Below are 13,516 nucleotides of genomic sequence, written 5' to 3' on the forward strand. Positions count from 1 at the left end.
CCGCCGCGACCACAGATTTCCGGTGCCCGGATACGCCGACGGCGGCCGGACCAGTGGTCCGGCCGCCGTCGTGGGTGCTGCGGTCAGTAGGTCTGCCGTGGAGGTGTGCTCGGCAGGATGCCGCCGCCTCCACCGCCTCCACCGCCGCCGCCGTTGCCGGGTCCGGGCGGGAAGCCCGGGAAGCCGCCGGGGTTGCCGCCGCCGTTGTTGCCTCCGCCGTTGTTGCCACCGCCGTTGTTGCCACCGTTGTCCGGGCAGAACAGGCCGAGCGGGTTGTCACAGCCCGCCGGGGGCGGGGGCGGGGGCGGTGCCTCGCCGTTGCCGGTGTCGTCCTTGCCGACGTGCGCGGCGGGCGGGAAGTCCTTCTTCTCCTTGCCCTTGAGCGCGTCGTTCATGAACCGCTGGAAGATGGCACCGGGCATGCCCTTACCGCTGATGTTGGCCCCGCCCTTGGTCTTGATCGCCTTCCGGTCCTTGACGTTGCCTACCCAGACGGCGGTGGCGAGCTGGGGCGTGTAGCCAATCATCCAGGCGTCGCCGTTCGCGGTCGTCTTGGAGTTCAGTTCCCAGGTACCGGTCTTCTCGGCGGCCTTCCGGCCGTCGGCGAGCCGGCGCTCCACCTTGCCGGGGTACTGCTCCAGCACCGAGGTCACGTCGGCCACGACGTCCTGAGGAATCCGCTGCACGCCCTTCTTGCTGGGGCCTGGGAGGATGCGCCACTTACCCGTCTGGTCCTGCTTCTCCACCTTCTTGATGAAGTGCGCCTTGTGATAGACGCCCTGGTTGGCGAAGGTGGCGACGCCGTTGGCGTGGTCCAGCACCGTGATCGGGTACTGGCCGTAGCCGACGACGTGGAAGAACGGATCCGGGGCCAGGTCCTTCGGGTCCGCCTTGGTCAGGTCGTGCGCCTTCGCCGGGTTGGTGTCGGTCTGCCACATCATCGTGACGCCGGCGTTCTTGGCCATGTCGACGACCTTGGCCGGGCCGATCTGCTCGGTGATGTAGTAGAACGGCACGTTCAGCGACTTCAGCGTCGATTCCTCGAGGGTGCAGGAGTCGCCGCACTGGACCTTGTCGGCACCGGCGTTGCTGACCTTGAACTCCATATCCTTCGGGGTGAACGCCGTGCCCTTCCACCGCGACTTGAGGGAGATGCCCGCCTTGAGCGCCGCCGCGAGGGTGTAGATCTTGAAGCTCGATCCCGGCGAATGGCCACCGCTGATCACGCCGCCGTCTTCGTTCTTGCCGGCGTAGTCGGTGCCGGTGCCGTCGTCACCACCGTAGTAGGCGCGCACCTCGCCGCTCGTCGGGTCGATGGACACCACGGCGGCCATCAGGTTGGTGGGCTGGCCGTAGAGCTCCGACCCCTTCTTGGCCCGCTGGGCCGCATCGAGCGCGGCCTCCTGCATCTTCGGGTCGATGGTCGTCGTGATCCGGTAGCCACCCTTCGACAACGCCTGGGAACAGAGCGGCTTGTCCGGGGTGGCGGCGGCCTCGTCGTCGGTGCAGAGCTTGAGATCCCGCAGCTCGCTCTTGACGTAGTTGACGATGTTGCCGTTCGGGGTCTTGCCCACGTTGGTCAGCCCGCTGGTGTTCTTCGGCATAGGCTTCAACGTCTTGGTCGGGTACTCGGTGGGGTGCGGCTGCTTACCGGGCGCGTCGAGCCACTTCTCGGTGATCATGCCCTGGATCACGTAGTTCCACCGCTCCAGCGCGGCCTGCTGGTTGATCGCCGGGTCGTAGCCCTTGTGGGTGGCGCTCGGCTCGGGCTGCTTGATTAACGCCGCGAGCACCGCCGCCTCCGCCACGGTCAGCTTCGACACGTCCTTGCCGAAGTAGGTCTGCGCCGCCGCCTGGATGCCGTACGCGCCCCGGCCGAAGTAGATCACGTTCAGGTAGTGCTGCATGATCTCCGGCTTGGAGTACCGGTCGTTCAGCTTCGAGGCGAGGATCGCCTCCTTCACCTTGCGCGCGTACGTGTCCTGGTTGAGGTTGTCGAACGCGTTGCGGGCGTACTGCTGGGTGATGGTCGAGGCGCCCTGCTTGTCACCGCCGGTGAGGTTGTTCCAGGCGGCCCGCGCGATGCCCTTGTAGTCCACCCCGGAGTGCCGGTAGAAGTTCCGGTCCTCCGCCGCGGCCACCGCGTTCTGCACGTATTCCGGGACGTCCTTGATGTTGACGAAGGTGCGGTTCTCCGCCCCCACTCGGGCCATCTGCGACCCGTTGCTGTAGAGGATCGTGGTGGACAACGGCGGGGGCGTGTCCTGGGGCAGGATCACGTTCTGCGAGTAGTAGGTGAAGCCGACGACGCCGATGCCGGCGAGCATGATGAAGACGGCGAAGCTGGCGATCAGCAGGTTGATCCGCCGGCGCTTCTTCGCCCGGGCCCGCGCGCCCGGGTCGTCACCGCGACCCCCGCGACCGCCCCGGCCGGGGCCGGTCGGGCCGCCCGGCCCACCCGGACCGCCGCCCGCCATGCCGGGCACACCGGCCCGGGCCACGGTGGCCCGGCCACCGACGGATGCCGAGCCGACGCTCGCCCGGCCGGCCGTGCCCACGCTGGCCGCGCCGACCGAGGCGCGCCCCGCCGGACCGGCGGGGGACACCGGCACCGAGGCGCGGCCGGAGCCGGCCCGCCCGGAGGCGCTGCCGGGAGCCGGCGAGACGGGCACCGAGGCGCGTCCCGCGCCGGCCTGGCCCACCGAGGCCGAGGCGCCGCGCGGCGCCGGGGCGACGCCGCCGACGGAGGCGCGCCCGCCGGACGCAGAGCCCCGGGGCGTCACCGAGGCACGGGCCGAGGCACCGCCTTCGGACCCGGATGACCAGCCGTTCCCGTGTGGGCTACCGCCGTAGTCGGGGTCACCGCCCGGGCCCGGGATCTGGGCCCGCCCACGCGAAGAACTGGAATCGCCGTAGTTCATTCCTCACACCCTGCCGCTCGCGGTGGGGCGCGAGGGCGCCGCCACCCGGTTGCCGTGAGCTGGAACACGAGACGCTACACCCCGGGCTTGCCGGGGCGCAGCCGTCAAATCCGACCTAATCGGACCAATCAGACCTAAAAGCTGTCGGTCGTCCCGCCCGGGGATCGGGCCGGATGCGACCGGACCAGCCAAGTTCACCGTTGCGCCTCTCGCCTTCGACGAGGGGTGGAGCCGGTCGGCGCGGCCGAGCCGCTCACCGCTCCCTGCTCCGACCCGTCCTCCGTACCGCCGGCCAGCCCGTCCCGGCCGAGCAGGAACTGCTCGACGAGATGGTTCCAGTCGCAGCCGGGGCACACCTCCACCACGAAAACCTGGAACTCACACAGCGTCATCGCCAGCAGCGACAACTCGGCCCGGCTACGTGCCTGGCCGGCGGACTGCTTGAGTTCGTCGCCGTAAATGTAGTGGACGTGGATGAGGTTCTCGCTGCGACAGATCGGGCAGCGCTCATCGGTGGGCTCGCCGTGAAACCGGGCAGCGTTTTTCAGGTACGGCGAGGCGTCGCAGACGTCGTACGTGCCGATCCGGTTGGCGAGGAGGTCACGCAGCACCGCTCGCTTCCGGAGCGAGTAGTCGACGACCTGGCGCTGCGTACGCATGCGGCAAAGGGTACGCGACCCCGCCGGGCGAGGCGACCGCCGTCACGATCCGTGACGACAGGACCGCGTAAACGAGGGTTTGCCCTGATCATTCGTCTCCGCTAACGTGCGATGTATCGGTCCGATACATCGCGGCGGTTACGACTCCGCGCCGGGGGTAAGAAGGGGTGGCCCATGCTCGAGCTCGCCATCCTCGGCCTCCTGCAGGAGGCTCCGATGCACGGCTATGAGCTGCGCAAGGAGTTGGCCGCCAAGCTCGGCGCCATCCGGGCGGCGATCAGCTACGGCTCGCTCTACCCGACCCTGCGCCGGTTGCAGGCGGCGGGCTGGATCACCGAGGCCGCCGAGACACCCGCGACCGCCGAGGAGGTTCCCGCGCTGACCAGCCGGCGTGGTCGGGTGGTCTACACCATTACCGCGGAGGGCAAGGAACGGTTCGCCCAGCTCATAGCGCAGGCTGGACCCGAGACGTACGACGACACGGGCTTCGGCGTGCACTTCGCGTTCTTCGCCCGGACCGACCAGGCCACCCGGCTCCGGATCCTGGAAGGTCGTCGTCGCAGGATCGAGGAGCGTCGCGAAGGCCTTCGTGACGTGCTCGGCCGGGCAGCCGAGCGGCTCGACGCGTACACCCTGGAGCTGCAGCGTCACGGCCTGGAGGCCTGTGAGCGCGAGGTCCGCTGGCTGGAGGAGCTCATCGCCAACGAGCGCTCCGGCCGAGCCCCGACGGTCCCGGAAGCCGGGACGGCCGGCGGCCGACGAGAAAACGACAGCCCGCCCCCGCCTGGCGAGTCCAGGAAAGAGCGGCCGTGATGAAAGAAGAAGGAGGCAGACGCTATGGGCTCCGTCCGCGTCGCCATCGTCGGCGTAGGTAACTGCGCCTCGTCCCTCGTGCAGGGCGTGGAGTACTACCGCAACGCCGACCCGACCGACCGCGTCCCGGGTCTCATGCACGTCACCTTCGGCGACTACCACGTCTCCGACGTGAAGTTCGTCGCGGCGTTCGACGTGGACGCCAAGAAGGTGGGCATGGACCTCGCCGAGGCGATCGTCGCCAGCGAGAACAACACCATCAAGCTGTGCGACGTGCCGCCGACCGGGGTGACCGTGCAGCGCGGCCCGACCTTCGACGGTCTCGGCCAGTACTACCGGGAGATCATCGAGGAGTCGGACGCCGAGCCGGTCGACGTGGCCCAGGCGCTGCGCGACGCGCAGGTCGACGTGGTCGTCTCCTACCTGCCGGTGGGCTCCGAGCAGGCCGACAAGTTCTACGCCCAGGCCGCGATCGACGCCGGCTGCGCGTTCGTGAACGCCCTGCCGGTCTTCATCGCCTCCGACCCTGAGTGGGCGAAGAAGTTCTCCGACGCCGGCCTGCCGATCGTCGGTGACGACATCAAGAGCCAGGTGGGCGCCACCATCGTGCACCGCGCCCTGGCCAAGCTCTTCGAGGACCGTGGGGTCGAGCTGCTGCGCACGTACCAGCTCAACTTCGGCGGCAACATGGACTTCATGAACATGCTGGAGCGCAACCGCCTGGTCTCGAAGAAGATCTCGAAGACCCAGTCGGTGACCTCCCAGATCCCGCACGAGATGGCCAAGAGCGACGTGCACATCGGCCCGTCGGACCACGTGCCGTGGCTCGACGACCGCAAGTGGGCGTACATCCGCCTGGAGGGCCGCTCCTTCGGCGACACCCCGCTCAACGCGGAGCTCAAGCTCGAGGTGTGGGACTCGCCGAACTCGGCCGGCGTCATCATCGACGCCGTCCGGGCCGCGAAGATCGCGCTGGACCGGAAGATCGGTGGCCCGATCCTCTCCGCCTCCTCGTACTTCATGAAGTCCCCGCCGAAGCAGTACGCCGACCACGATGCGCACGCCGCCGTCGAGGCGTTCATCAAGGGCGAGGTCGAGCGCTGACGCGCTGACCGTCGCACCGTCGAGGGCCGGGTCCGCTGCGGACCCGGCCCTTCGCGCGTCCCGGCCGGTCTGCCGGGGTACGTCAGGACCAGGCGCGTTGCAGGGCCACGCCCGCTTCCAACTCCAGCAGCGTCACCTTGCGCGGCAGGCCGCCGCCGAAGCCGACCAGCTTGCCGCCGGCACCGACGATCCGGTGGCAGGGCACGATCACCGGCACCGGGTTCCGGTTGCAGGCCACCCCGACCGCCCGGGCCCCGCCCGGGTCCCCGACCGCCTTCGCCACCTCGCCGTAGGTCCGCGTCGCCCCGTAGGGGATGAGGGTCATCTCCCGCCACACCGCGCGCTCGAACTCCGACCCCCGGGGCGCGACCACCGGCACGGTGAACTCGGTCAGCTCACCGGCGAAGTACGCGCGCAGCTCGGCCAGCGCGCGGGCGGCCACCTCGTCGCCGGGCCGGTCGGTCGCCGACTCCACCCGGCCGAAGTGCGCCCCGCAGACAGCCTCGCCGTCGGTGGCGACGGAGAACTCCCCGATCGGCGAGTCGAGCACGGTCCAATGCATGACCCGATTGTCCCGCCCGGAGCCCGGCCGCCACCACCAGCCTCACTGTCCGAGCAGCGCGACAGGCGAGCAGCGCCGCGCCGACGCTGAGGTTCACCACTTCTCCGATCGATCGGGCAAAATTCCGCGGGCGACGCGCGTCTTCCATACGGAGGTGGGCGGTGGCAGAGGTGACCGACGGGGAGTTCACCGCGTTCGTCAACGAACGGGGGCCCGCCCTGCTGCGCGTCGCATACGCGCTCGCCGGAAACCAGCACGCGGCGGAGGACCTGCTGCAGAACGCGCTGGCCAAGGCGTACGCACGCTGGCCGCGGATCCGGGGCGACGCCGAGCCGTACGTGAAACGGATCCTCTACCACGACCAGATCTCCGGCTGGCGGCGCCGCTCGCGGCGCCTGGAGGTCCCGGTCGCGGAGCTGCCGGAGCGGGCCGCGGTGGGGGACAGCGGCGACGACAGCGACCTGCGGCTGCTGCTGCGGGCGGCGCTTCGGTCGCTGCCGCCCCGGCAGCGGGCCGTGCTGACCCTGCGCTATCTGGAGGACCTCAGCGTCGAGCAGACCGCGGCGCTCCTCGGCTGCCGGGCCGGCACGGTGGCCAGCCAGTCCGCCAAGGCGCTGGCCCGGCTGCGCAAGTTGGTGCCGGGGCTGGACGAGCTGACGAGCCGCGCGGAGGTGACGCGATGAGCCGGGCCCTCGACGCGACCCTGCGGGCGGCCGTGCACGACCTCGCCGACGGGGTCCGGCCAGCGCCCGACCTGGCCGCCGGCGCGCTCGGCCGGGGTCGCCGGCTGCGTCGCCGCCGGCGGGTCACCGCAGCCGGTGCCGCCCTGCTGGCGGTCGTCGCCGTGACACTGCCCTTCGTGCTGCTCCGACCCGTCCCAGCCGCACCCCCGGCGACACCGACACCGACCCCGGCGGCCACCCCCTCGCCGACCATGCTGGCCGCGCCGGGGGCGAACTGGACCGCGAAGCCGCTGGTACTGCCCGGCGACTGGGTGGTCACCCGGGCGCAGGTCGCCGGTGGATCCGGCAGCGGCTTCCTGCTCGACCGGACACGGGGCCGCTACCTCACCACCGACCGCTACGACGGCATCTACCCGGCCCCCACCGGCTCACTCGTCGCGGTCACCGACGAAGCCCGCCCCCGCGACGTCGGCCTGATCGACCTGTCGAGCGGAAAGACCCGCTGGTACGAGGTGGGCCGGGCCCTTGCCGGCCTGCAGTGGTCGCCGGACGGACGGCGGCTGCTGTTCACCACCAGGCAGCTGGACCACTTCGGTTTCATCGTGGTGAAGACGGACGGCACGAAGCACACGTTTCCAATAGGCCGCGGCTACCCCTGCTCCGACCTCTGCAACTTCACCTGGACCCGGGACGGCCGAGAGGTGGTGCTCCCGCAGACCGGGGGCGACGGACACGACGAGTCGGTCCGGGACCTGCGCCGGGGGGTGCAGCTCTTCTCCGCCGACGACGGCCGCCCGACCCGCCTGGTCCCGGTGCCCGGTGACCCGGCCGGTCCGGATGCCTGGTCACCGGATGGGAAGCTCGTGGTCGTCCTGGGGCAAACGGAGCCGCTGCTGGTCGAGACGGCGACCGGGCGGGTGGTGAATCCGCTGCCCGCTGCCAACGTGGCCTGGGTCTCCGCCGACCGGCTGCTCTATCGCAGGCCGAACGGGTCGGGGGATTTCGTGCTCGCCGACCCCACCGGTCGGGAGCTGGTCCGTCAGCCACTGCCGAAACAGCTGGTCGATCTTGAGCTGACCGTTGCTCCGCGCTGAGCGTTCGGACAGCCGTCGACCTTGCGCGACATCGATACCGTGCAGGTCGTGGCCACGGGAACGCTCATCTTCCTGATCATCGGTGGGGTCGGGGTCGGCGTGCTGGCGCTCGCCCTGCTCGGTACCGAGCTGTTCACCTTCGGCCATCCGGACGTCGACGGTCCGGTGTCGCTGGAGGCGGTCGCCGGGTTCACCGGCGCCTTCGGCTTCGGCGCCGCCATCGTCAACGAACTGCTCGGCGGGCGTACCCCCGGGATGATCGCGGCGGCGGTGGCCGGCGGCGTGTTCGCCGCGGTGCCCACCGGGTGGCTGGCGGCCCGGCTCAGCCGAGCGGCCCGCAACATGCGCACGGATCCCACGCCAACCCGGGACCACCTGGTCGGCGCGATCGGCCTGGTGGTGACCCCGGTCCCCGCCGGCGGCTACGGCGAGGTCCGGGTACGCCTCGCCGGCCAACCGGTCAAGCTCAACGCCCGCGCCGACCAGCCGATCCCGATCGGCGCCCGGATCTTCGTGGTCGCGGCGCTGACCGAGACCAGCGTGCACGTCGAGACCTACTGATCCCCCCATCGCAGAGACGGGAAGTCACATGCTCCTGCTCGTCGCCATCGGCGGCGCGGTCCTCCTCGCCGTCATCCTCATCCTCTTCGTGCTCTCCCGGATCAAAGTGGCCGGACCGAACGAGGCGTTCATCGTCACCGGCCGCAAGGGCCGGACCACCCAGACCGCCGACGGCGGACGCTCCACCGACATGTCCGGGCAGAAGGTCGTGCTCGGCGCGTCGGTGTTCGTCCTGCCCGTGGTGCAGAAGCTCCAGTCCCTCGACCTGTCCAGCCGCCGGATCGACGTCGGCATCCGGGGCGCGGTGAGCAAGCAGGGCATCCGGGCCGACCTGCACGGCGTCGCCATCGTCAAGGTCGGCGGCACCGAGGACGCGATCCGGGCCGCCGCCCAGCGGTTCCTGCACCAGCAGGACGAGATCGACAACTTCACCCGCGAGGTGCTGGCCGGTGCGCTGCGCTCGATCGTCGGCCGGCTCACCGTCGAGGAGGTCATCCGGGACCGGGCGGCGTTCGCCAGCGCGGTGGCCGAGGAGGCGGAGCACTCGATGACCAACCAGGGCCTGGTGCTGGACACCTTCCAGCTCCAGGACATCCTGGCCGAGGGGTCGTACCTGCAGGACCTGGGTCGGCCGGAGGCGGCCCGGGTCCTCAAGGACGCCGCCATCGCCGAGGCCCGGGCCCGGCAGCAGGCCGAGCAGGAGCGGCTGCTCGCCGAGGAGGCGATCGCCGAGGCGAACCGGAACCTGTCGCTCAAGCAGGCCGCCATCCAGGCCGAGATCGACGCCGCCAAGGCGAAGTCGGCGGCGGCCGGGCCGCTCGCCCAGGCCGAGCGGGACCAGGCGATCCTCTCCGAGCAGCAGAAGGTCGCCGAGCGGAACGCCGAGCTGAAGCAGCGCCAGCTCGACACCGAGGTACGCAAGCCGGCCGACGCGGCCCGTTACAAGGTCGAGCAGGAGGCCGAGGCGGCCCGCAACGCGGCGGTGCTGCGGGCGGACGCCGAACGGCAGGCCACCATCGCCGCCGCCCAGGCCGCCGCCGAGCAGGCCCGGCTCACCGGTGAGGGCGAGCGGGCCCGCCGGGCCGCGCTGGCCGAGGCGAACGCGATCGAGGGCGCCAAGGAGGGTGAGGCCGAGCAGCGGCGGCGTACCGCGATCGCCGAGGCGATCGAGCGCGAGGGCCAGGCCGAGGCCACGGCCATCCTGGCGAAGGGGCAGGCGGAGGCGGAGGCGATGGGTCGCAAGGCCGAGGCGTTCGCCGCGTACGGCGAAGCGGCCGTGCTCGACCTGCTGGTCAAGGTGCTGCCGCAGGTGGTCGAGGCGGCCAGCGCGCCGATCGGCGCGATCGACAAGATGACGGTGATCTCCACCGACGGCGCCTCCTCGCTGACCAAGTCGGTGGCCGGCAACGTGGCCCAGGGCCTCCAACTCGGCAGCGACCTCACCGGCATCGACCTCGCCGGGCTGCTCGCCAAGCTGGGCGGTACGCAGGCCAACGGCCGGACCGCGGTGGACAGCAGCGCGGTCGAGCACTGACCGGTGGCGGCCGGGCCCGCGACGGGCCCGGCCGTCGCACCGGAGCAACGACGGCGCCCGCCGGAACCACCCCTGCTCAGGGGACTCCGGCGGGCGCCGTCGTGATCGTCAGTCGAGGACGCCCTGCTCCCGGGCCCACCGCAGCAGCTCCGCCTCGGCCGCCTCGCGGTCCAGCGGGCCGTGCTCCAGGCGCAGCTCCTTGAGGTGCTGCCAAGCCTTCCCGACGAGCGGTCCCGGGGGCACGCCGAGCAGTTCCATGATCGCGTTGCCGTCCAGGTCGGGCCGGACCCGGGCCAGGTCCTCCTCGGAGGCGATCCGGGCGATCCGCTCCTCCAGCGCGTCGTAGTCGGCCGCGAGCTGGGCCGCCTTGCGCCGGTTGCGGGTGGTGACGTCCGAGCGGGTCAGCTTGTGCAGCCGGGGCAGCAGGTCGCCAGCGTCGGTGACGTACCGGCGCACCGCCGAGTCGGTCCACTCGCCCCGGCCGTACCCGTAGAACCGCAGGTGCAGCGCGACCAGCTTGACCACCTGGGCGGTGACGTCCTTGGGGTAGCGCAGGGCCTTCATCCGGGCCTTGGTCAGCCGGGCGCCGACCACCTCGTGGTGGTGGAAGCTGACCCGGCCGTCCGGGCCGACCGCCTTGGTGGCCGGCTTGCCGGCGTCGTGCATCAGCGCGGCCATCCGGAGCACGAAATCGCAGCCGTCCGACTCCAGCGCCATCGCGTTGCTGACCACGGTGAGGGTGTGCTCGTAGACGTCCTTGTGCTGGGCGTGCTCGTCGATCTCCAGCTTCAGGCTGGAGAGCTCGGGGATGAACCGGTCGGCCAGCCCGGTGTCGACCAGCAGCCGCAGCCCGGTGATCGGGTCCGCGCCGCAGAGCAGCTTGGTGAACTCGTCCCGGATCCGCTCGGCGGTGATCCGGTCCAGGTCGGCGGCCATCCGGGTCATCGCCTCGCGGACGTCCGGGTGGACCGCGAAGCGGAGCTGGGCGGCGAACCGGGCCGCGCGCAGCATCCGCAGCGGGTCGTCGCCGAACGACTCCCGGGGCGTGCCCGGGGTACGGATGATCTTGGCGGCCAGGTCGGCCAACCCGCCGTACGGGTCGGTGAACCGGTGGTCGGGGACGCTGACCGCCATCGCGTTGATGGTGAAGTCCCGGCGCTTGAGGTCGTCGACCAGGCTGGTGCCGTACTCGACGATCGGGTTGCGGCTGACCTGGTCGTACGCCTCCGCCCGGAAGGTGGTGATCTCCAGACGGAGCCCGGCGCGCTGGCAGCCGATCGTGCCGAACTCCCGCCCGGTCTCCCAGATCGACTCCGCCCAGCCCCGGACGATGTCGAGCGTCTGGTCCGGGTGGGCGTCGGTGCAGAAGTCGAGATCCTCGCCGAGGCGACCGAGCAGCGCGTCCCGGACCGATCCGCCCACCAGGTGCAGTTCGTGACCGGCCCTGGCGAACCGCCGGCCGAGTTCGTCGGCGACCGGCGAGACGCGGAGCAGTTCGGCGACGGCGTTACGCTGCGCGGCGGTCAGCTCGCGGCGGTCGGCGGCGTGGGAGGCGGAGGCTTCGGACATGGGATCGCCAGCCTATCGGTCCGGACCGGAGGGTACTGCGCCGGGCGTGGGTAAGCGGTCGAGGTTGACTAAGGTCATGGGCGTGCGGGCCCGGTGGTCCGGCTCCGACGTAGTACCCCTTGGAGGCTGGAGATGAGCGGCGGGCTGTACCGCAGCGCGAACGCGCACGGTGGCGGCCAGCCGCCGGACGACGGGGCCACCTTCATCTCCGCCGAGCCGCTGAACCAGCCGGGGGCCGAGGCCGTCGCGCCGCCGCAGGAGGTGGTCGCGGAGACCAGCGCGGCGGCGAACAGCGCGGTGATGGCGGTCGGCAGCCTGGTGAGCCGGGGTACGGGCTTCCTCCGCAACCTGATGATCGGCGCCGCCCTCGGCAACGCGGTCGGCAATGTGTACACCACCGCACTGTTCCTGCCGAACCAGGTGTACGAGTTCCTGCTCGGCGGCGTGCTCACCAGCGTGCTGATCCCGGTGCTGGTCCGGCGCCGCAAGATCGACTCAGACCGGGGCGAGGCGTACGCGCAGCGGCTGCTCACCCTGGCGGTGCTCACGCTGGCCGCCGCCGCGCTGATCGCGGTGGCCCTCGCTCCGGTGATCACCGCGATCTACGCCAGCGGCAAGGGCGGTGACTACACCGGCCTGGTCAACCGCCTGTCCTACCTGATGCTGCCGATGCTCTTCTTCACCGGGGTGAGCGCGCTGATCGCCGCGGTGCTGAACACCCGGGGGCACTTCGCCGCACCCATGTGGGCGCCGATCCTGAACAACCTCGTGGTGATCGGCGTCTTCGGCCTGTACATCGGCGTCTACGGCGCCAAGCCGCTGCAGCCGGGGCAGATGACACCAGGCCGGATCCTGCTGGTCGGCGGCGGCACCCTGCTCGGCGTCGCGGTGCAGGCCGCCGGCCTGCTGCCGGCGCTGCGCCGGGTCGGCTTCCGGTGGAAATGGCGGTTCGACTTCCGCGAGCTGGGCCTGCGCGAGCTGGCCCGGCTCGGGGCGTGGATGTTCTGCTACGTCGCGGTCAACCAGCTCGGCCTCTTCGTGGTGGTCAACCTGCTCACCCGGGCCGCCGGTGAGGGCAACAAGGGCGAGACCAAGGCCGGCCTGCTGATCTACAACAACGTCTTCCTGCTGCTGATGATGGCGCACGGCATCATCGCCGTCTCGATCATCACCGCGCTGATGCCGCGGATGAGCGCCGCCGCCGGCGAAGGCCGGTTCCGCGACGTCACCGCCGACCTGTCCCGGGGCACCCGGATGGTCACCGCCGTCCTCGCCCCGGTCGCGGTCTGCTACGCGGTGCTGGCCGGCCCGCTCTCGGTCCTGACCTTCCGGTACGGCGCCTTCACCAGCGAGAACGCGGTGGCCACCTCGACCGTGCTGCTGGTGGCGGCGGCCGGCCTGGTGCCGTTCGCGATCAGCCAGCTCTTCACCTTCGCCTTCTACGCGCTGCCGGACACCAAGACCCCGGCCCTGGTCAACATCCCGGTGGTGGCGCTGCGGGTACTCCTCCAGATCGGCCTCTTCCTCGGCTTCTCGACCGCCTTCGCGGCGGCCGGCATGATGCTCGGCAACGCCATCTCGTATGTGGCGGCGGCGGTGATCTCGGCGATCCTGCTGCGTCCGAGGGTGGGCCGGATCGGGCTCGGCGAGATCATGCGGACCATGGGCCGGGTGCTCGTCGCCGCGCTGGGCGCGGCCCTGGTCGGCCTGCTGGTGGTCCGGCTGCTTCCGGGCGACCCGGCGCACCTGAGCCGGCTGGCTGCCATCGTCCAGCTGCTGGTCGGCGGCGCCGTGATCGGCGGGACGTACCTCGGGCTGGCCATGGCGCTGCGGATCGGTGAGATCACCGAGGTGGTCGGGATGGTCCGCCGCCGCCTCGGCCGCTGACCCGACCAACCTCGGCGACGGACAGTGAACGAGGATCACCAGCCTGGGGATACGGCTGTGGATAACTCGAAGTTTCCCGGCCCAGTGGGCCACTCGGCCTGTGGACAACCAACCGTAAGGATGAGGGTG

11 protein-coding genes are annotated in these 13,516 nt (G+C 71.1%); 7 read left to right on the forward strand and 4 right to left on the reverse strand.

Annotation, left to right across the window (positions count from 1 at the left end; translation table 11 throughout):
* Positions 1-83 precede the first annotated feature (83 nt).
* Together ACFYM6_RS00630 and ACFYM6_RS00635 are read right to left on the reverse strand one after the other, a co-directional pair.
* Complete coding sequence (locus tag ACFYM6_RS00630) at positions 84-2,921, reverse strand: transglycosylase domain-containing protein (RefSeq protein WP_387270924.1); 2,838 nt, start codon at positions 2,919-2,921, stop codon at positions 84-86.
* A gap of 194 nt (positions 2,922-3,115) precedes the next feature.
* Complete coding sequence (locus tag ACFYM6_RS00635) at positions 3,116-3,580, reverse strand: DUF5318 domain-containing protein (protein ID WP_387270926.1); 465 nt, start codon at positions 3,578-3,580, stop codon at positions 3,116-3,118.
* Positions 3,581-3,754: 174 nt separating this feature from the next.
* On the opposite strand from ACFYM6_RS00635, the gene ACFYM6_RS00640 reads away from it, so the two are divergent.
* Positions 3,755-4,393, forward strand: a complete 639-nt coding sequence (locus ACFYM6_RS00640; protein WP_387270928.1) for a PadR family transcriptional regulator — start codon at positions 3,755-3,757, stop codon at positions 4,391-4,393.
* Positions 4,394-4,417: 24 nt separating this feature from the next.
* Complete coding sequence (locus ACFYM6_RS00645) at positions 4,418-5,497, forward strand: inositol-3-phosphate synthase (RefSeq protein WP_357434408.1); 1,080 nt, start codon at positions 4,418-4,420, stop codon at positions 5,495-5,497.
* An 82-nt stretch (positions 5,498-5,579) separates the two neighbouring features.
* Here ACFYM6_RS00645 and ACFYM6_RS00650 read toward each other — a convergent pair whose 3' ends face one another.
* On the reverse strand, positions 5,580-6,059 hold the full coding sequence (locus tag ACFYM6_RS00650; RefSeq protein ID WP_387270931.1) for a methylated-DNA--[protein]-cysteine S-methyltransferase: 480 nt from the start codon (positions 6,057-6,059) through the stop codon (positions 5,580-5,582).
* Between the two features lie 161 nt (positions 6,060-6,220).
* Between ACFYM6_RS00650 and ACFYM6_RS00655 the strand changes: the two genes are divergently transcribed.
* Genes ACFYM6_RS00655 through ACFYM6_RS00670 form a run of 4 tightly spaced genes read left to right on the forward strand, consistent with a single transcriptional unit; the run spans position 6,221 to position 9,931 of the window.
* Positions 6,221-6,742 (forward strand): SigE family RNA polymerase sigma factor, encoded by a 522-nt coding sequence (locus tag ACFYM6_RS00655; protein ID WP_073836983.1) that lies wholly within the window; start codon positions 6,221-6,223, stop codon positions 6,740-6,742.
* The gene (locus ACFYM6_RS00660; protein ID WP_387270933.1) at positions 6,739-7,836 is read left to right on the forward strand and encodes a hypothetical protein; all 1,098 of its coding nucleotides are present in this window, start codon (positions 6,739-6,741) and stop codon (positions 7,834-7,836) included. Before ACFYM6_RS00655 ends, ACFYM6_RS00660 begins: the two co-directional genes overlap by 4 nt.
* A gap of 39 nt (positions 7,837-7,875) precedes the next feature.
* Positions 7,876-8,397: a hypothetical protein gene (locus tag ACFYM6_RS00665; RefSeq protein WP_387271819.1), complete on the forward strand. Its 522-nt coding sequence runs from the start codon at positions 7,876-7,878 to the stop codon at positions 8,395-8,397.
* 28 nt (positions 8,398-8,425) lie between these two features.
* Positions 8,426-9,931, forward strand: coding sequence for a flotillin family protein (locus ACFYM6_RS00670; protein ID WP_387270935.1), 1,506 nt, complete (start codon positions 8,426-8,428; stop codon positions 9,929-9,931).
* A gap of 108 nt (positions 9,932-10,039) precedes the next feature.
* Here the strand turns inward: ACFYM6_RS00670 and ACFYM6_RS00675 are convergent, their stop codons facing one another.
* Entirely contained in the window at positions 10,040-11,500 is a 1,461-nt protein-coding gene (locus ACFYM6_RS00675) for a CCA tRNA nucleotidyltransferase (protein ID WP_387270937.1), read from the reverse strand.
* Positions 11,501-11,632: 132 nt separating this feature from the next.
* Here ACFYM6_RS00675 and murJ point away from each other — a divergent pair, with 132 nt between their 5' ends.
* Positions 11,633-13,387: a murein biosynthesis integral membrane protein MurJ gene (gene murJ, locus ACFYM6_RS00680; RefSeq protein ID WP_387270939.1), complete on the forward strand. Its 1,755-nt coding sequence runs from the start codon at positions 11,633-11,635 to the stop codon at positions 13,385-13,387.
* Positions 13,388-13,516 lie beyond the last annotated feature (129 nt).

The organism is Micromonospora sp. NPDC006431, from assembly GCF_042870725.1.
GTDB lineage: Bacteria > Actinomycetota > Actinomycetes > Mycobacteriales > Micromonosporaceae > Micromonospora.